An 18,840-nucleotide genomic window follows, 5' to 3' on the forward strand; every position below is an offset into this window, starting at 1 on the left:
AAGAAGTACAAAAAGAATATAAAGAGAGAAAAATATCTGATATTTGTCAGTATTTTACAAATCAAAATATGAAAGATTTGAGCATAGATAGAGTGAAAAATAAAAAAATCACATTTTTATCATGAAAAAAACGAATTATCTAAAAGTTTTCAGGATTACACAATGTTGTATAAGATACAATTATCTTACATTTCCGAAAAGAAGTCTTGTTTTCGGGGGGTATGCCGATTCCGGTATTTACAAAAATAAGAAAAAAAGAGGGTAAACATGATAAAAAAAGTTTTAGGCGCTGCTTTTGCATTAGCCATGGTTTTGACTATAAGTGGATGTTCTACAATGCATATGGGTTATACGGCAGTATTTAAGTCAGGTGATTTAGATGAGGGTGCTATGCCGGCATACGATGCTATGTTTACAAAAGTTGCTAAATACGGTGATCCGGCAAGAGCTATGATGAATGAGTACAAAGTAAACAAAGATGTTAAAAACGAAGATGTTGCGGATTCGATCAAAGCTTTGGCCGAAGAGTACAATATGCGTGTAACCGGCGATATCAAAATGTTTACAAAAGCGGATGCTAAACCGGATGAGGTCAAACATGCGAGAATCTTCTCTTTATGTAGTTTGACGATAGCAAAAGTATTTCTAAACCATTCTCGCTGGTACGGCGGTTTCATGCCGTGTAGAATCATGCTTGTGGAGTACGGTAACGGGGACAGATATCTTATCACTATGGATATGACGCTTGCGATCCATGGCGGTAGACCGCTTCCACCGGATATGCTGAAAATGGCGCAAAGTGTAGAAAAGGCTATGATAAACGTGCCAAAAAGAGCAGCTGTAGGTGATTTCTAATCACCTCGGGCTCTGCCCTCTGCTATAAAAGATCTTTTGGATCTTTGCTTAAAAACTTCTTCGAATAAACTTCATCCATTTAAATATTTTTCTCAAAATTCCATTTCTAATACGGTGGATTAAGCTTGATAATCTGATCCGTTGCGTTGTAATCGAAATGTACAACGTCTTCATCATGAGGTTTGATCTCTTTTACAAGTTTTGCATTTTTGTCGTAAACTGTTATGAGGGCACCGTTCTCATCATAATAGTAAAACCAGTAAAGAGAGCCGTCTTTGGTAAGAGAACAATCCATTATGTCACCCAGATGTTTGATGGAAACCGCTGATCCGTCGTAGTTTATTATGTGGGCATATTCTCCGCTATGCGACATATATCCTCCGCAGTCTAGTATCTGGTTGTTTTTGCGGGAGAGGAAAAACGGTCCGAAGTATTTCTCTATTTTGAGGGATCTTTTTTTTGTATTTATCTGCAAGATCGCGTAGCAGTTGTCCGTTGCATATTCACAGATCTGTTTTTGTGAAAAACTCAAAATCTTGTTTTCATCACTGTTTTTTGGATAAAAGTATACTAAAGCAAAAATACCGCCAAGAACGAGAAAAAGTCCGCGCATAAAAGTTTTATTGTAGATCATATCGATTTCGCTTTTAGTTCATCCGTGCAAAAATTGAAAGCGGTTTCAAAGATCAGCACGATTATCTCTAATTCGATCGAGGAATGTATAGGAAACTCCTTAGCGCTTTGTTAACGATTATAGCATAAAATCCAATGTTTCTCGGCAGGTAATATAGAAGCAGATCTTTCGTTATTTGCCTATAATCTCGGACGATAAACGCAGCGCGGCAGTCAAATCTTTTATTTTGTGATAGAATTATGGTATCGGATAAAGATGTAAAAAAATTATTTGGTAGGTTCGTGTATGGAAGAATTATCGATGTTGGACAAGTTAAGCTCAAAAGTTTCTGAGATTATACATCAGTATAATAATTTAAAAAATGAAAATGAAACCTTAAGAAACGAGGTGATCACATTAAAAGCCGAACGTCAAATAAAAGACAACGAGATCGAAAGACTTGCTCAGGAAAATGCCAATAAAGACATGGAGATAGAAGAGATAGTCAACAAGATCGAAAATATATTAAGTTAGTGGTTTATGAGTAAAAAAATATCTGTAACGATCGGCGGGAAACGCTTCGATCTCAATATCGACGACAAATTTGCTTCGTTTTTACACAAGCAGATGGCTTTGGATCTTAACGTTGACGGCAACAATGAGGTCAAGAGAATCCTCGAAGCTTATGTAAGAAAAACTTATGAACTTTACACGAAAGAGCAGAAGGTAGAAGAGATCCTAAAAAAATTCGATTGATTTATGTTTGTATAAGCTTTTTTATATATAATTTCGTTCTCTTTAAATACGTGCGTCCATAGCTCAGCTGGATAGAGCACCGGTTTGCGGTACCGGCGGTCAGGAGTTCGAATCTCTTTGGGCGTACCATCCTCCGACATTCTTTATTTCTTTTTTAGATAATCAATTTTTTACCGATTTGTATAGTTCGACTCAGAGTATCTTCATAGAGGTTTTTGTTGTAAAGCGAACCTTTTATGCTAATATATTGTCATGTAAAGTTTACAAACTACGTCATAACGACAAAAATAAATTGGATAAATATGGATATAAAAAAGATATTTACAAGCTTGATTTTTGTTCTGTCGGTTATTTTTATAATTTTGATGGTGATTAAAGTTGCATTAAAATCCGATTTTGCAAATGTAAGCAACAGAAACGGGCAGGGCAGCGATGCCGGCTATAAAATGAAAACAAAATTCTATAAAGAGTTTTATTATTCGACTAATTTTAAAAGAAATCCGAGCAACGACAACATGCTCTCTCTGGGTAATTTTACCGTCAATATCAACAGCAACAGAGAACAAAACAAGCTTATTATGAAGGTCTCTATCGAAACGAAAGAGGGTGTGATCGATGATATTATGGATAGACAGTCCGTGATACGAAATGACGTTATCGACAGCGTTATGAACCTGAGATCGTCAACGATCAATCAAGAAAACGTATCGACGGCGATCAAAGAAAATCTCAATAAGAGACTAAAAGGAGACGTCATAAAGAACGTCTATTTTGAAAGATTCATAATTCAATGATAAGTTTTTTCTTTTATGAGGAGTAGCCGTACGGTATGAAAACCTCTATAACGTACAGGACTATTTTTTTCTTATAGAGTTTTTATACTCTTCGCTTAGTTCAAGGTTCTTACATGGACGTATCAATCCGTACAGCTCGAGCTCCGCTCCTCCGACATGACAGAGAATCTTTCCTGTTTCGTCCAAGAAGACAAAGAGTTCGTTTTGATGGTTCTCCTTTTTTACATGCGGTGAATATATGACATAATCCGCATTTTTTAAAAAATGTATACGTTCGCACTCTTTTTTGTATTTTTCACAATCTTTATCCACCTGTTGAATATCTAAAAAATCGGTTTGCAGCGCTTCTTTGAGTACTTCTGCAAGATTTGGCAGCTCTTTTTCGATATTGGAATATTTGTCGATCGTTTTCATATAGCCCCTTTTTTCATATTATTTTATCTCTTTTAGAGATAATAGTGTAATAGATATCACAAACCTCTTAAAGTCACTTTGTTTCATAAAAGCAGGAGCTTAGATAGCCCACGACCCTGTTCTCGTCTCCGCTTGCATCCGCACTGGTTCGATAATCCAGTATTTTAGTATGCAGACCCGCTTTTTTCGCACTCATCATCATCGCTTCTACACCTGTGATCCCGCAGGCTTCGCACCCTTCGTTAATCTCTTTGAGATCGAGATTTTTGATCGCTTCTATGCATATGCCGTCAAGCTGATGTGCCATGTTTAGATCATAGAAATGGCTTAAGTCCGTACTGATTATTATCCCCGTATCCTCTCTTGTCAAAAGATAGTCTATGATCTGAGATATATGGTGTGGATCCGCTTTTCCGTAAATGATCTCCAGTATTTTCGCATTTTCCATATAGTGTTTTATAAACGGGAACTGGACTTCCGTACTATGTTCATAGTGGGCATCTGCAAAACAGCCTATATCAAACTTCTGTTTTAGTTCATGCAGAAGTTCCTCGGCGTTTTGCAGTTCGCCAAAAGGAGTCTTATATGCCTTGAATTCGCATAGACTCGTCCCGTGAAAGGCAACTCTGTGCGACGGGCCGATGATTACAAAGTTTTTGATACCGCTGTTTTTTAATACTCTGTATGCGATGTTGGCGCTAAACCCCGAGTATATATAGCCCGCATGAGGAACTATGACGGCTTTTGGTTTTAAAGCCGGCAGGGTGAATTTTTCATCATACACTTTTGTGAAGTGATTAAAATATCTTTTTATTTCCTCAGGAGTATTTGGATAAAACGTCCCAGATACGCTCATCTCTCTTTTCATGACCATCTTCCTTTTATGTTATATCCGCAATTTCCGCATTTACCGTCCGTAAAGTTCAAAATGTGCGAATGAAATCCGTTTCTGTCTATCAGTTTCTCTTTGCAGTTCGGACAGTAGGTACTGCTGTCGTTTGCGATATTTCCCAGATAGACGTATTTGATACCGTGTTTATATGCTATTTTTCTGGCGTTTAAAAGAGTATTAAGCGGTGTAGAGGGTGTGCTTTGCATCTTATAGTCGGGATGAAACGCACTGAAATGCCAAGGTATTTCACGGCCCAGCTTCGTGGATATGAATTCGGCCATTTTCTCTATCTCCTCGCTGCTGTCATTAACTCCGGGTATAAGAAGCGTCGTTATCTCAAGCCAGATATCGCTTTTTGCGAACTCTATTAATGATTCTAAAACACCTTCAAGATTCGTTTTTAAAACTTTTTTATAGTAATCATGCGAGAAGCTTTTGAGGTCGATGTTCGCCGCGTCCAGCCATGAGGGCATATCTTCTAATACCTCATGCGATTCATATCCGCTGGAGACGAAGACGTTTTTGAGCCCTTTCTCTTTTGCCAAAATACCGATATCCTTTGCATAAGGGTACCAGATAGTCGGCTCGTTGTATGTGTAGCTGATGCTTTGGCAGCCATGTTTTATAGCCAGGTCGACTACGTCTTGGGGCATCATCGTGATGCTTTCGTCTACGACCGATGTCTGTGAAATAGAGTAGTTCTGGCAAAACGGGCATCTGAAATTGCATCCGACCGTACCCAGCGAAAAGGAGAGGCTGCCGGGCAGAAAATGGTACAGCGGTTTTTTTTCTATCGGATCCACATGAACGGCACTTGGATGACCGTAAGTTTTATTTACGAGTTTTGAATCGATGTTGTAGTTTATTCCGCAGATGCCGTGCGAATCTTTTTTTAACGTACAGTAATGCTTGCATAAAACACAAACGATGGAATCTTCGTCTTTATAGCGGTAATACTTCATCGAATTTCTCCTCGATCGAATCGACCGTGTAACGGTATATCGCAGGATGTTCATTATATATGGACGGATTTGCCCCCGCTTTGTAGCTTAGATGTTCCAGGAATTTTTCTGAAGAGGGAAGCTGCTCCCACACCTGTGGTAAAAAAGTTCCTTGATATATCCCATGTTTTAGGATCAATCCGTCGATATGGGGTCTTACTTTGGCAAGAAGGTCTTCATAATCGTTATAATCCAAGATATGAGGAGAGCTTAAGAGCGATACTTCCAAGGTCAGATGAGAAAGCTCGTCTGCATCCAGAGACGAAAATCTCGGGTCATTGAATGCCGCGGATGCCGCATTGCTTAAAATATCGTCAAGCAGGTCTCTGTGTGCGACGATCGAACCTATACAGCCGCGAAGATTTCCGTCATAGTTCAAAGTCACGAAAGTTGCGCCGTCTTGGGCAAGATAGGGATATTTTTTAATAAGACTCTCTTTATCGATTTTGTAAGCAGAATCAAATCTGCTGAGGATCGCCGTTTTGGCAATGCGGAGTAAAATAGTGTCTAACATGATATCTCCTTTAACAAAGGTCTTGATTCATTATATAACAAATTTTTGTTTGAGAAGTTTAAAAAAAAGTCTTAATTGTGTAGAAATAAGAGGAGTAGGCACAAGTGGGGGTTTGTGCCTACGGAGTTAGATAGCTTCGTTATCCGTTTCGCCCGTACGGATACGAACGATCTTGTCGACCTCGCTGATAAAGATCTTTCCGTCACCGATCTTTCCTGTGCGGGCCGCATCGATGATGGCGTTTGAGACGGCATCGACCTGCTCGTCTGCGACTACCATCTCCATTTTTACTTTAGGCAGAAAGTCTACCACATACTCGGCACCGCGGTAAAGTTCGCTGTGCCCTTTTTGACGGCCGTAACCTTTTACTTCGCTGACCGTCATCCCTGTAACACCTATCTCTGCCAAAGCATCTTTGACATCTTCTAGTTTGAATGGTTTAATAACCGCTTCTATTTTCTTCATTTATCTGTCCTTATATTATAGGTTAAGTCCACGTTCACCGTGTACCGCTTCATCTAAACCGATAGTTTCGGTCTCTTCATCGACACGTCCGCCGCCTGTAAGCGCAGATGCTATGAAATAAACGACAACCGTACCGATCAAAGTCACCAGACCAACGGTGACTATCGATTCAAGTTGAACCATGATCTGTCCCATTCTATCACCGCTTGCTTTAAGCGGACCGTCCCATAAAAGATCTTTATCGTTGAGGGCAAATATACCTGTTGCCAATGCACCCCATAGACCTGCAAGGAAGTGAACACCGAATGCATCGAGGCTGTCATCGTATCCGAGTTTTTTCTTCAAGAATGCTACACCGAAGAAGCCTATAGCCGAACCTACTATACCGATGATGAAAGCTCCGCCTACACCTACGAAACCGGCAGCAGGAGTGATTGCAACAAGACCTGCTACAACACCCGAAGCAGCTCCTAGAAGAGTAGGCTTTTTAAAGATCATCCATTCGATTACCAACCATGCGATAGCTGCAGCGGCAGTCGCTATAGTAGTAGTTAAAAGAGCTACACCTGCAATAGCGTTCGCACCAAACGCAGAACCTGCGTTGAATCCGTACCATCCAAACCATAGTATAGCAGCACCAAGAGCCGTTAACATAACGCTCATAGGTTTCATAGGGATCTTTGGATATCCGCCGCGTTTACCTACTAAGAAAGCAAGAACCAAACCTGCAAGACCGCCGTTCATATGAACAACCGTTCCTCCTGCAAAGTCAAGTGTACCTGCATCGAACAGGAATCCGCCTCCCCATACCATATGTGCGATCGGAGCATATACCACAACTGTCCAGATAGCCGCAAAGACCAACCAGGTAGAGAACTTCATACGCTCGATGATAGAACCGCTGGCGATAGCAACGGTAATAGCTGCGAACGTACCTTGAAACGCTATAAACACGAAAGTCGGGTATGTACCGCTTAGGTCCGTCCATTTAATGCCGTTAAGCATAAAGTTCGACAAGCCGCCTATAACACCGTTCAAACCGCCTTGGCTATGACCGAAAGCCATTGAGTAACCTGCGATCACCCAAACGATAAAAGCAACACTGAAGCCGACAAAAACCATCGCATATGTATTAAGAAGGTTTTTTGCACGAGTCATACCTCCGTAAAACAAAGCAAGACCGGCCGGAGTCATCAGCAGAACCAATGCAGTAGATATCATCATCCATGCAGTATCGCCGCTGTCTAGTTTAGGAGCGTCCTCGGCCAGTGCCAAAGACGGTAAGAGCAATAATGCCGTTAAAAGCCATTTTTTCATTTTCTTTCCTTTTTACTCAATCGCTTGAGCGAATTAATTTATGAGAAAAGTATAACACTATGCTGTATATTAAAAATCTATTTTGTGATTAAAATTTAATCAATAAGAGAATGATCGGTCAAGTTGCTGCGTGAACGTTATATTAATGTATATAATAAAAAAAACAGGGCTTATATTTATTGGGTGGGAAGATAAAAAAACAAAAGATCGACCGATACAGCGGCTTTCAGGCAGACTCTTTCATCTTAATCATTGCATATTGACAAGTTAGTAGAAACTTAAGCCAAGTTTCGCTAGAATAGGCAAAAATTATTTCTAGGCATTATTGATGAACGATTTGTTAGAAAACAGTGATATACAAAACATAAACATAGAAGATACTTTACAGAGCAGTTATCTCGACTACTCTATGAGTGTTATTATAGGGCGTGCACTTCCTGATGTTCGTGATGGTTTAAAACCTGTTCACAGACGTATACTTTATGCTATGGATAAACTCAATCTGTCAGCCGGTGCAAAGTACAAGAAATCCGCACGTATAGTCGGTGACGTTATCGGTCAGTACCATCCGCATGGAGATACTGCCGTTTATGACGCGCTGGTACGTATGGCTCAGCCGTTTTCTATGAGTATGCCGCTAGTTGACGGACAAGGGAACTTCGGTTCGATCGACGGTGACAACGCAGCAGCAATGCGTTATACCGAAGCACGTATGACACGATATGCCGGCGAACTGTTAAAAGACTTAGAAAAAAATACTGTCAATATGATAGACAACTACGACGGTACGACGGAGGAACCCGATGTCCTGCCTACCCGCGTACCTAATCTTCTTATCAACGGTTCAAGCGGGATCGCAGTCGGTATGGCTACGAACATTCCTCCGCACAATCCGAGAGAAGTTGTCGAAGGACTGAAATTCCTTTTGGAAAATCCGGATTGTGAACTTTATGAACTTATGGAGTTCATCAAAGCTCCGGATTTCCCTACGGGAGGAACGATCTTCGGTAAAAAAGGGATCATCGATGCGTATGAAACGGGACGCGGCCGTATCAAAGTGCGTGCAAAGACTCATATAGAGAAAAAAGCGAGCAAAGACGTTATTGTCATAGACGAACTTCCGTACCAGGTAAATAAGGCTCGTCTTATCGAGAGCATTGCCAATCTTGTGAAAGAGAAAGTGGTAGAGGGGATCTCCGAGATCAGAGACGAATCCGATCGTGAAGGTATCCGTGTCGTCGTGGAACTCAAACGTGACGCGATGAGCGAGATCGTCCTTAACAATTTGTACAAATCTACGAACATGCAGACGACGTTTGGTATTATCATGCTCTCTATCCTTAATCAAGAACCTCGTATTTTCGGATTAAAAGAGATATTAAAACAGTTTATTAACCACCGTAAAACGGTTATCATCCGCAGAACTATCTTCGATCTTGAAAAAGCAAAAGCACGCGCACACATCTTAGAAGGTTTGAAAAAAGCGCTGGATATCATAGACGAGATCATCAGGGTCATCAAAACAAGCGCAAGTATCGAAGATGCGCGTGATAACCTTGTAAGCGAATTCGACTTTTCGCCTATCCAGGCTCAAAGCATTGTGGATATGCGTCTTGGAAGATTAACAGGTCTAGAGCGTGAGAAGATCGAAAACGAGCTAAAAGAGCTGATAGCATTTATCGAATATCTGGAATCTATCTTAAAAAGCGAAGAGGTTCTTCACGGAATCATCAAAGCGGAATTTGATGAGGTGCATGAGACCTACGCCATAGAAAGACGCACGGATATCGAAGACGATTATGACGATATCGATATAGAAGATCTTATTCCTAACGAACCGATGGTCGTTACCATCACTCACCGCGGATATATCAAGCGTGTTCCTCTTGCTCAGTACGAAAAACAGCGCCGCGGCGGAAAAGGAAAAACTGCCGTTACCGTATATGAAGACGACTTTATCGAGAAGTTCTTTACATGTAACACGCACGATACCCTGCTCTTTATTACGGATCGCGGACAGCTGCATTGGCTGAAAGTCTATAAAATTCCTGAAGGAAGCAGAACGGCCAAAGGTAAAGCGGTCGTTAATCTGCTTAACCTCGTAGCGGACGAGAACATCCGTTCTATTCTTCCGACCACCGATTTCAGTGAAGACAAGTCGCTTACTTTCTTTACGGAAAGAGGAATCGTGAAACGTACGAACCTTTCAGAGTTCTCTAACATAAGAAGCAACGGTGTAAGAGCGATCGTTCTTGATGATGACGACACATTGATAGTCGCAAAAATAGCAACAAAAGAAACAAAATATCTTTTCATCGTGACACAAAAGGCGCAATGTATCAAATTCGATATCGAAAAAACCCGTGAACAAGGCCGTTCGACTCGCGGTGTCAGAGGTATCAAGTTCAAAATAGCCGGAGATAAGGTCGTTGATGCGAACGTAATTGAAAATGATGAACAAGAGATATTGATGGTAAGCGAAAAGGGTATAGGCAAACGTACGGATGCCGGAGAGTACAGACTTACCAACCGCGGCGGTTCGGGTGTCATTGCGATGAAACTCAACCAAAAAACAGGCGTGAACGTTGTCGGATGTCTGATGGTTGATGAGAAGATGGATATGATGGCCCTTACGGTAGGCGGTAAAATGATACGCGTGGATATGCAGACGATCTCAAAATCTTCCAGAAACACAAGCGGCGTCTATATTGTAAAAGGTGACGATGTTGTAAATGTCTCCCGCTGTCCGAAAAAAGAGGAAGATGAGGATGAATCGGACTCTGATGAGGGCTTAGGATCAGAGTTGGAATAGTTTATGCTTAAATCTTTACAATAAACTTGCTATTAAGGATTGCATAATGAAATACTCACTCATTTTAGCGGCACTGCTTTTTACGTCTTCTGTATATGCCGAAGATGTAGCAGCTGCGCAAAATACCGAAGTAAAGACTGTCGAACCTGCACCGATGGTCTCGACTCCGCCTTCTACCACTAATGTTACTTGTAACTGTAATAATCGTGACGAAGCAAAAAAAGAGGAAACGGTTTCTCCGAAGAAAGCGGTTGCAAATACTGCAGAACAAGAACTTACGCCTACTCATGATATACGTATAAGCGTTACGGGGGAAGGTGTCGCGCCGATGAACACAAGTTCTCCGGCACAGGCGTATGCGCTTGCAAAACGTGCTGCGGTTGCCGATGCTTACCGTATGATCGCCGAAAAAGTCAAAGGTGTCAGAGTAGAGGGATATGATTTGATAAAAAACATGATGGTAAAACGCTCGACAGTGCGTACATCGGTAGATGCGATGGTGCGTAACGCAAATATCGTAGAAACAAATTTCAAAGAGGGTCTGTGCGAAGTAGAGATGGAAATTTTAATCTCCTATTCTCAATTTGCACATTAATATTTTGCTTAAGCAATCTTAATGGCGATGAGTATATCATCTCTTATCGTTATGCTACAAAAGATGCGATACTCTTAAACGACAGCTTGGATATCTCAAGAGCGATGACGCCGTGCAGCGGCGAAATCGGAAAATCCAAGCTGCTTCTTTCCGCTTCCGGCGACTCAAAAAATTTAAAAAAGATCATACTTGAAAATAGCGATCAATTCTTTACCTATATCAATTCACTGGGCCTGCATATAAGAAATGATGAACAGACAAGCAGCGGCGTGAACAGCTCTCTGACGATTGTGACTCTAAAGCCGACATGTTTTACAGTCGAGTTTAATGATAATTTGGTTAAAATAGCCCCTTTTAAATAGTAGTTTTAAACATTAAAAGTGAGGTCTGTGGTGAAAATTGCCATCGTTGAAGATGATATCAATATGCGTAAATCTTTAGAGATCGCTATGGAAGACTATAAAGAGTTCGATATTAAGACCTTCAAGAATGCCAAAGATGCGCTCAAAGGCTTGGACGACAGTTTTGAACTCGTGATTACGGATATAAATATGCCGGGAATGGACGGTATCGAATTCGTAAAAGCTCTAAACGGAAAGTACGAAGTCATCATAATGACAGGGAATGCGACGCTTCAAAGAGCAATAGAATCTATCCAGCTCGGCGTTAAAGATTTTCTACTGAAACCTTTTGAAGTAGATACCTTGGTCAAAGCCATTAAAAGAGCGGACGATGTATCTAAAGTGGTGAAAAAAGCCGCTTCAAGATCAAAATCCGAGAATCCTAACGGTTTTGCCGCTTCGTCGCAAGCACTGGAAAAAGTGATCGCTATCACCGACAAGGCTGCAAAAACGGATGCGACCGTACTGCTTTTAGGCGAAAGCGGAGTCGGTAAAGAGGTATTTGCCAAATATGTCCATGAGAATTCGCAAAGGGCCAAAAAGTCTTTTGTCGCCATCAATATGGCGGCGATCCCGGACAATCTTATAGAGAGCGAACTTTTCGGGTACGAAAAAGGTGCGTTTACGGATGCCGTAGAAGCAAAAGCGGGACATTTTGAAAATGCGAACGGCGGCACGCTTTTTTTAGACGAGATCGCGGAGATGCCATACGGTGTTCAAGCCAAGCTTTTGCGTGCATTGCAGGAAAAAGAGATAAGACGTCTTGGTTCATCCAAATCGATTAAGATAGATATCCGTATAATATCGGCAACAAATGCCGACTTGGCCGATAAGATAAAAAACGGCGAATTCAGAGAGGATCTGTATTATCGTTTAAATACGATTCCTCTGAATATTCCGCCTTTGCGTGAGCGTAAAGAGGAGATCTTGCCGATCGCCGAAAATATACTTGTGCAGAGCTGCAGCGAGTACGGGTTTTGTGAAAAAAGATTTAATGAAGGAGCAAAAGAGCAGTTGATGCTCTATGGCTGGCCGGGAAATATCAGAGAACTCATCTCTGTCGTGCAAAGAGCTGCGATATTGAGTGACGGAGATGAAATTACGCCGGAAGACCTTTTTTTAGAAAGCCGTGGATTACATTAAAAATTTAGGAGAAAATATGAGTAAGTACAATGTTGCCGTTGTCGGTGCAAACGGTGCTGTAGGAGAGGAGATACTGAGAGTTTTACAAGAGATAGATTTCCCTCTTGCTAAACTTGTTCCCCTTGCCAGCAGCAGAAGTGCCGGTACTACAGTCGAGTTCGGCACGCAAGAGATAACGATCAAGGAGCTTACCGAGACAGTTTTTGAGGAGGAAGATATCCAGATTGCACTTTTCAGTGCGGGCGGAAGCGTTTCTGCCAAATTTGCTCCATATGCGGTAAAAGCGGGTGCCGTCGTTGTAGACAACACAAGCCATTTTAGAATGGACAAGAACGTTCCGCTTGTCGTCCCTGAAGTAAATCCTGAGGATATAGCGCTTTGGGAAGATACGGGGATCATAGCAAATCCGAACTGTTCGACCATTCAAATGGTTCAAGCACTCAAGCCGCTTGACAAAGCATACGGACTCAAACGTGTCGATGTCGCCACATATCAGGCGACTTCGGGTGCCGGTAAGTCTGCCATGGAAGAGCTTGTAAATCAGATGCAGTCATTTTTTGCTTTTAAACTGGATGAAGCGCAGCACACGAAGTTTCCTCATCAAATAGCATTAAACGTTATTCCTCAGATAGACTCTTTTACCGAAAACGGATATACGAAAGAGGAACTCAAAATGGTCAACGAGACATCAAAGATCATGCATAAAAACATACAGCTGAGTGCTACGTGTGTGCGTGTGCCGACCCTGCGCGGACATGCAGAAGCGCTTACGCTCACGTTTGAAAACGGTGTCAAGGCGGACGAGGCAAGAGAGCTGCTTCGCAAAGCACCAAATATCGTGATCTTGGACAACCCTAATGAGAGCGAATATCCGATGCCAATAGCTTGTATGGATCAAAACGAGACATTCGTAGGACGTATCAGAGACGATCTCTTTAACGACAATATGATCCATATGTTTATCGTCGCGGACAATCTCAGGGTAGGCGCGGCTACAAATGCCGTCCGTATAGCTCAAAAATGGGTAGAGATGCAAGAGGCATAAAATGTTGGAAAAACTATTTGAACATGGTCTGTGGAGTACAAGATTTGTAGTTTTACTTGCCGTTATATTCGGACTGGTCGGTGCTTTTGCACTTTTTGCCGTGGCAAGTTTCGATATATACGATACTGCCAAAAAAGTTTTTTTGGCTTACTATAACCATCTGCATCCGGAGAACTTTCATGAGGATGTCGTAGGCGGTATCATAGGTGCGGTGGATCTTTATCTTATCGGCGTAGTAATGCTCCTTTTCTCCTTCGGCCTGTACGAGCTCTTTATTTCCGATATAGATGCCGCAAAAGAGGATGAGGAGAGAGAAAACAAGATACTGGCGATACATTCGCTGGACCAGTTGAAAGACAAGATATCAAAAGTGATCGTTATGGTCTTGGTGGTGAGTTTTTTCCAAAGAGTGGGACACACCGAGTATCATGGGGCATTGGAGATGATGTATTTTGCACTCTCGATCACTGCGGTGAGCGTAGGATTGTATTTTTTAAGTAAAGTAGGACATAAGCATTAAAGGAGCACAACTTTAGTTAATTGTGCTCTTTGGCTGTTTTAAATAAATGGAGGTTCCCTTCATTTTATGAAATAAAATTAAGGAGAATATTTTTATGAGTAAAATTTTTGTAGACGCATGTCTTGGCAAGGAAACCTCGTATGCCCCTGTCTGGATGATGCGTCAAGCAGGACGTTATCTGCCCGAATACATGGAAGTGCGCGCTCAGGCAGGCAACTTTTTAAACCTTTGTCATGATCCGAAAAAAGCGTGTGAAGTGACGCTTCAGCCTGTCGATATCGTCGGTGTCGATGCCGCGATCCTTTTTAGCGATATCCTGGTGGTCCCCGATGAGATGGGAATGGATCTCTCTTTTGTAAAAGGGGAAGGGCCTAAATTCGATGATCCTATCAGAGATGAAAAAGATCTGGATAGACTTACCGGCGGTGAAGAGGCGGCTTCAAAGCTTACTTATGTCTATGACACTATAAAACTCATTAAAGAGCAGCTGGCAGAAGATAAAGCACTTATCGGTTTTACGGGTGCACCATGGACGCTTGCCACATATATGATAGAAGGCGAGGGCACAAAGACCTACAATATCTGTAAAAAGATGATGTACTCCGAGCCGGAGCTTTTGCACAAGATACTTGCAAAAGTGACTGAAGTCGTAAAACTTTATATGGAAAAACAGATAGAGAGCGGGGTGGACGTCGTTCAGATATTTGACAGCTGGGCAGCGGCTATCGAGCCGGCAAAATATGATGAGTTCTCATGGAAATATATGGTCGAAATAGCAGAGTATCTCAAAGAGAAATATCCGCATATCCCCGTTATCATGTTCCCTAAAGGGATCCCTGCATTCCTAGATCAAGTGTACGGAAACTTTGATGTTTTCGGTGTCGACTGGTCGACACCTATGGCGTATGCAAAAGAGAAGCTTGGCGATAAGTATGTGCTACAGGGAAATATGGAGCCGTGCCGTCTTTATTCAAAAGAATCTACCACCGAATGTGTAGAAGCGCTTCAAAAGATCATGGGCGGAAAACGCCATATATTTAATCTTGGGCATGGGATACTTCCCGACGTCCCGGTCGAGAATGCGAAACACTTTGTAAACGAGTGTCATAGAGTCAGTGGAAAATAAGACCGTTTTTGGTCCGATCCATTCACGAAGGTTCGGAAGCTCTTTAGGCGTCGATCTCTCTCCGGCGTTTAAACAATGTAACTTCGACTGCCTTTACTGTGAACTTACTCCAGCTGCAACGATAGATAAACAGACAGATGTCGTAAGTGTACAGACGATCATAAAAGATCTGAGCATTGCGCTTGAAGAACACCGCAACATAGACGTCATCACGCTTACGGCAAACGGTGAACCTACACTTTACCCTTATCTGGATGAACTTGTCGATGAGATAAAGAGGATAAAAGGCGCTAAAGAGATACTTATCCTCACAAACAGTGCGGCATTGATAAACGAGAAGATATTTCATACGCTTTTAAAGCTCGATCAGGTAAAGCTTTCCCTTGATGCAGTGACGCTTGAAACCTTTAAAAAAATAGACAGACCGCATGAGGGTATAGATATCGATACTCTCATCAGCAGGGTGCAGGAGTTTTCGCGCTGTTTTAAAGGCAAGCTTTTCATAGAAGTACTTTTTGTTCACGGGCTCAACGACACGAAAGAGGAAGTAGAAGCTTTAAACGAAGTTTTGAAAACTCTCGAACATATACAGCGCATAGATCTTGGAACCATAGACAGACCTCCGGCATATCCCGTTCAGGGGATAAGCTACGGCGAGCTGTTCGAGATAGCCCGCATATTTGATGCCTCTCTTCCCGTACATATAGCTTCACGCACCCATGCAGAAAGCTGCATCGGCAGCTACGGTAATGATGAGATCATCAATATGCTCGACAAGCGTCCGCTTACTTTTGAAGACATAGAACTTCTATTTGACAAAGATTCAAAAACAAGGCTTGAAAAGCTGATAAAAAACGGTGAAATAACCGTAAAAAAAGTCGGAAATCTTGAGTTTTTAATACCATTGGGAAATCTAAAAAGAAAACGTCAAAAATCTTGACAATTAAGTTTGTTTAACATATAATTGCGGCTCATAAATATTCCGGATTAGCTCAGCGGTAGAGTAGGTGACTGTTAATCACTTGGTCACTGGTTCGAATCCAGTATCCGGAGCCACATTTTTATGGCCAATTAGCTCAGTCGGTAGAGCAAGTGACTGAAAATCACTGTGTCCTTGGTTCGATTCCGAGATTGGCCACCACTACAACTAGAAATCACTTTCTAAATTTTATGGCTCGTTAGCTCAGTCGGTAGAGCAAATGACTGAAAATCATTGTGTCCTTGGTTCGATTCCGAGACGAGCCACCACTTTTTTTTAAGCTCTTTTAATTTAATCATATAAGATCATATCACTTGACAAGAATAGAACTGATACACTAAACAAGAGCGTTTTTTTAGAAGATTTAAAAATGTAGAGCCGAGATATTTTAAAAGAACAGAATTGCATAAAAGTACAAGATTATTTTTACGCTAAATCGCTATCATGTAATAATCTTAACCGGCTATATAAAAAGTTTTTAGCCAAATTTGTGATATTATGTTGCTTTGTTTGTATTTTTATACTCTTTAATCGTTTTGTCTTGATGCTGTTATATTTATGCCAAAAGTATGACAGTCAATATTTTTTTAAACAGTAAAACCTACGTATAAAGGTCTTGTTATGAAAAAGTATAGTGAAAATAACGGCTCCTATAAAAAACTGCTCAAAGCTCCGTATCAGCTTATCATTATTATGGTGATCGTCGTTATCATCGTCACAAATACTTCTATCTACGGTTTATACAAGATCGGATTTGAACAGCAGAGAAAACGTTTGACGGAAATTGTTCAAAGCGAAGCGGTGATGATAGATGCTATCATAAATTACCAATTGAAAATGGATAATATAGATGCTTTGTCCGACAAAATATCAAAAGCCCAATCCGAAGCGATCGTTTTAAAAAAGCTTATGTACGCACATGAGAAATTCGTCGGTTTTGGCGACACCGGCGAATACACTCTGGCAAAACTCGACAAGAACACAATACACTTTTTACTGAGTCACCGTCATAACGAAGTTGACAGGATGGACTCCATTACCATAGACTCCAAGCTTGCCGCACCTATGCGTGAGGCGCTTCACGGTAAAAGAGGCAGTCTCGTCGGTCTTGATTACCGCGGCAGTACGGTTTTAGCGGCATATGAACCGATAAAAAGTCTGGGATGGGGTATCGTCGCAAAAATAGATCTTTCGGAGATACAGGCTCCATACATACAAGCTGCGGAGTACGGTTTCTTTGGAAGTATAATCCTTATCATAATAGGCAGTGTCATAGTCTTGTTCTTTACGCATCCTCTTATCAAGGAGATCGAAGAAAGCAGACAATACAACCGTATGCTTTTTACAAAATCTCCTATGGGATTGGTTTTAACCGATATGAAGGGCAATATGCTCGATGTCAATCCCGCTTTTTTGAATTTGACCGGATATACGTTAGAAGAGGTCTTGAATATGACGTATTGGGAGATTACCCCTAAAAAATATGCGTCTCAAGAACATGAACAGCTCAGTAAACTTTTAAATGAAGGAAACTACGGCCCATATGAAAAAGAGTATATACATAAAAACGGTCATCTTGTAAATGTCAGGCTTTCTGGATGCCGGCTGCAAAGAGACGGAAAAAGTTTTATATGGTCGAGCGTTGAAGATATTACTGAAAAAAAACGCTACGAGATCGCACTAAAAGAGGCTTCACTTGTATTTGAACATACGCATGAAGGTATCGTAATAACAGATGCGGATGTCAATATCATAAGGGTCAACAGCACTTTTACAAAGATCACCGGCTATACGTTTGAAGAGGTGGCCGGAAAGAACCCCAACTTTTTGCAGTCGGGAAAACATGATGACGATTTTTACAAAAAGATGTGGGATACGATCAATGCCAAAGGTACCTGGTACGGTGAGATAAACAACAGACGCAAGAGCGGTGAAAGTTTTACTACGCTGCAGAGTATTACGGCCGTCAAGAACGAAGACGGCAGCATAAGCGGCTATGTATCGGTATTTTCCGATATCAGCGAAAGAAAAAACAATGAGTTGAAACTGGCTCATCTCGCAAGTCATGATACGCTGACATCACTGCCAAACAGGATGCATTTTAACGATAATCTCGAACAAGCCATCAAGATGGCAAAACGGCGCAAAAACAAGATAGGGATACTTTTTATAGATCTCAATCGTTTTAAAGAGGTCAACGATACGTTGGGCCATGAGATAGGAGATCATCTTTTAAAAGAGGTTGCCAAGCGTCTTTTGGAGTGCGTGAGAGAGGATGATACCGTCTCCAGACTCGGAGGAGATGAGTTCGCAGTCATTCTAACGGAAATAAAAGAATCTCAAGACAGCCTGAATATCGTGAAAAAGATTATGCATGGCGTAGAAAGACCGGTTTATATTTACGAGCATTTTTTAGCGCCTTCGCTCAGCATAGGTATAAGTATCTATCCCGAAGATGGAGAAGAGCGCAGTGTATTGCTCAATAATGCGGATAAAGCGATGTATATGGCAAAACAGAAAAGAGAAGAGAGATATGAATTCTATAAAAAAGATCTTTAACTCAAATAATAGCTTGTTTGCATTATCATTTCATTATAT

The 18,840-nt window shown here is 41.4% G+C and carries 20 protein-coding genes and 4 tRNA genes; 17 read left to right on the top strand and 7 right to left on the bottom strand.

Going from position 1 to position 18,840, the window contains the following annotated elements:
- Positions 1-267 precede the first annotated feature (267 nt).
- Positions 268-855 (top strand): DUF302 domain-containing protein, encoded by a 588-nt coding sequence (locus WCY03_RS02175; RefSeq protein WP_345993363.1) that lies wholly within the window; start codon positions 268-270, stop codon positions 853-855.
- 106 nt (positions 856-961) lie between these two features.
- Here the strand turns inward: WCY03_RS02175 and WCY03_RS02180 are convergent, their stop codons facing one another.
- Complete coding sequence (locus WCY03_RS02180) at positions 962-1,489, bottom strand: hypothetical protein (protein ID WP_345993364.1); 528 nt, start codon at positions 1,487-1,489, stop codon at positions 962-964.
- A gap of 285 nt (positions 1,490-1,774) precedes the next feature.
- Here WCY03_RS02180 and WCY03_RS02185 point away from each other — a divergent pair, with 285 nt between their 5' ends.
- From WCY03_RS02185 to WCY03_RS02200, 4 genes are all read left to right on the top strand, one after another.
- On the top strand, positions 1,775-2,002 hold the full coding sequence (locus WCY03_RS02185) for a hypothetical protein (protein WP_345993365.1): 228 nt from the start codon (positions 1,775-1,777) through the stop codon (positions 2,000-2,002).
- Positions 2,003-2,008: 6 nt separating this feature from the next.
- Positions 2,009-2,224, top strand: a complete 216-nt coding sequence (locus WCY03_RS02190; protein WP_345993366.1) for a hypothetical protein — start codon at positions 2,009-2,011, stop codon at positions 2,222-2,224.
- Between the two features lie 52 nt (positions 2,225-2,276).
- Positions 2,277-2,353, top strand: a tRNA-Arg gene (locus WCY03_RS02195).
- A 107-nt stretch (positions 2,354-2,460) separates the two neighbouring features.
- Positions 2,461-3,018: a flagellar basal body-associated FliL family protein gene (locus WCY03_RS02200; protein WP_345993367.1), complete on the top strand. Its 558-nt coding sequence runs from the start codon at positions 2,461-2,463 to the stop codon at positions 3,016-3,018.
- A 60-nt stretch (positions 3,019-3,078) separates the two neighbouring features.
- On the opposite strand, the gene WCY03_RS02205 is transcribed toward WCY03_RS02200, so the two are convergent.
- The 6 genes from WCY03_RS02205 to WCY03_RS02230 form a co-directional block, all read right to left on the bottom strand.
- The gene (locus tag WCY03_RS02205; protein ID WP_345993368.1) at positions 3,079-3,432 is read right to left on the bottom strand and encodes a hypothetical protein; all 354 of its coding nucleotides are present in this window, start codon (positions 3,430-3,432) and stop codon (positions 3,079-3,081) included.
- 73 nt (positions 3,433-3,505) lie between these two features.
- Entirely contained in the window at positions 3,506-4,300 is a 795-nt protein-coding gene (gene amrB, locus WCY03_RS02210) for an AmmeMemoRadiSam system protein B (protein ID WP_345993369.1), read from the bottom strand.
- Positions 4,297-5,286, bottom strand: coding sequence for an AmmeMemoRadiSam system radical SAM enzyme (gene amrS, locus WCY03_RS02215; RefSeq protein WP_345993370.1), 990 nt, complete (start codon positions 5,284-5,286; stop codon positions 4,297-4,299). The genes amrB and amrS overlap by 4 nt, the downstream gene beginning before the upstream one ends.
- Positions 5,267-5,839, bottom strand: coding sequence for an AmmeMemoRadiSam system protein A (amrA, locus tag WCY03_RS02220; protein WP_345993371.1), 573 nt, complete (start codon positions 5,837-5,839; stop codon positions 5,267-5,269). The genes amrS and amrA overlap by 20 nt, the downstream gene beginning before the upstream one ends.
- A 126-nt stretch (positions 5,840-5,965) precedes the next feature.
- Positions 5,966-6,304 carry a P-II family nitrogen regulator gene (locus WCY03_RS02225; RefSeq protein ID WP_345993372.1) on the bottom strand — a complete coding sequence of 113 codons (339 nt, stop codon included), beginning with the start codon at positions 6,302-6,304 and terminating at the stop codon, positions 5,966-5,968.
- A 15-nt stretch (positions 6,305-6,319) separates the two neighbouring features.
- Complete coding sequence (locus WCY03_RS02230; protein WP_345993373.1) at positions 6,320-7,621, bottom strand: ammonium transporter; 1,302 nt, start codon at positions 7,619-7,621, stop codon at positions 6,320-6,322.
- Positions 7,622-7,949: 328 nt separating this feature from the next.
- On the opposite strand from WCY03_RS02230, the gene gyrA reads away from it, so the two are divergent.
- The 12 genes from gyrA (at position 7,950) to WCY03_RS02290 (ending at position 18,801) form a co-directional block, all read left to right on the top strand.
- Positions 7,950-10,433, top strand: a complete 2,484-nt coding sequence (gene gyrA, locus WCY03_RS02235; RefSeq protein ID WP_345993374.1) for a DNA gyrase subunit A — start codon at positions 7,950-7,952, stop codon at positions 10,431-10,433.
- A gap of 46 nt (positions 10,434-10,479) precedes the next feature.
- Entirely contained in the window at positions 10,480-11,028 is a 549-nt protein-coding gene (locus WCY03_RS02240; RefSeq protein WP_345993375.1) for an LPP20 family lipoprotein, read from the top strand.
- 86 nt (positions 11,029-11,114) lie between these two features.
- A complete protein-coding gene (locus WCY03_RS02245) occupies positions 11,115-11,390 on the top strand; it encodes a hypothetical protein (protein WP_345993376.1) in 276 nt (91 codons plus the stop codon).
- 30 nt (positions 11,391-11,420) lie between these two features.
- Positions 11,421-12,572 (top strand): sigma-54 dependent transcriptional regulator, encoded by a 1,152-nt coding sequence (locus tag WCY03_RS02250; protein WP_345993377.1) that lies wholly within the window; start codon positions 11,421-11,423, stop codon positions 12,570-12,572.
- A 16-nt stretch (positions 12,573-12,588) separates the two neighbouring features.
- Positions 12,589-13,617 (top strand): aspartate-semialdehyde dehydrogenase, encoded by a 1,029-nt coding sequence (locus WCY03_RS02255; RefSeq protein ID WP_345993378.1) that lies wholly within the window; start codon positions 12,589-12,591, stop codon positions 13,615-13,617.
- 1 nt (position 13,618) lies between these two features.
- Positions 13,619-14,137, top strand: a complete 519-nt coding sequence (locus WCY03_RS02260) for a YqhA family protein (RefSeq protein WP_345993379.1) — start codon at positions 13,619-13,621, stop codon at positions 14,135-14,137.
- A gap of 94 nt (positions 14,138-14,231) precedes the next feature.
- Entirely contained in the window at positions 14,232-15,263 is a 1,032-nt protein-coding gene (gene hemE / locus WCY03_RS02265) for a uroporphyrinogen decarboxylase (protein ID WP_345993380.1), read from the top strand.
- Positions 15,253-16,203, top strand: a complete 951-nt coding sequence (locus WCY03_RS02270; RefSeq protein WP_345993381.1) for a radical SAM protein — start codon at positions 15,253-15,255, stop codon at positions 16,201-16,203. The genes hemE and WCY03_RS02270 overlap by 11 nt, the downstream gene beginning before the upstream one ends.
- Before the next feature lie 41 nt (positions 16,204-16,244).
- Positions 16,245-16,319: transfer RNA gene (locus WCY03_RS02275), tRNA-Asn, on the top strand.
- Between the two features lie 9 nt (positions 16,320-16,328).
- Positions 16,329-16,404 (top strand) — tRNA-Phe (locus tag WCY03_RS02280).
- Positions 16,405-16,435: 31 nt separating this feature from the next.
- A tRNA-Phe gene (locus WCY03_RS02285) sits at positions 16,436-16,511 on the top strand.
- A gap of 352 nt (positions 16,512-16,863) precedes the next feature.
- Positions 16,864-18,801 carry a diguanylate cyclase gene (locus WCY03_RS02290; RefSeq protein ID WP_345993382.1) on the top strand — a complete coding sequence of 646 codons (1,938 nt, stop codon included), beginning with the start codon at positions 16,864-16,866 and terminating at the stop codon, positions 18,799-18,801.
- The last annotated feature ends 39 nt before the right edge of the window (positions 18,802-18,840 follow it).

The organism is Sulfurimonas sp. HSL-1716 (assembly GCF_039645975.1).
Lineage (GTDB): Bacteria > Campylobacterota > Campylobacteria > Campylobacterales > Sulfurimonadaceae > Hydrocurvibacter > Hydrocurvibacter sulfurireducens.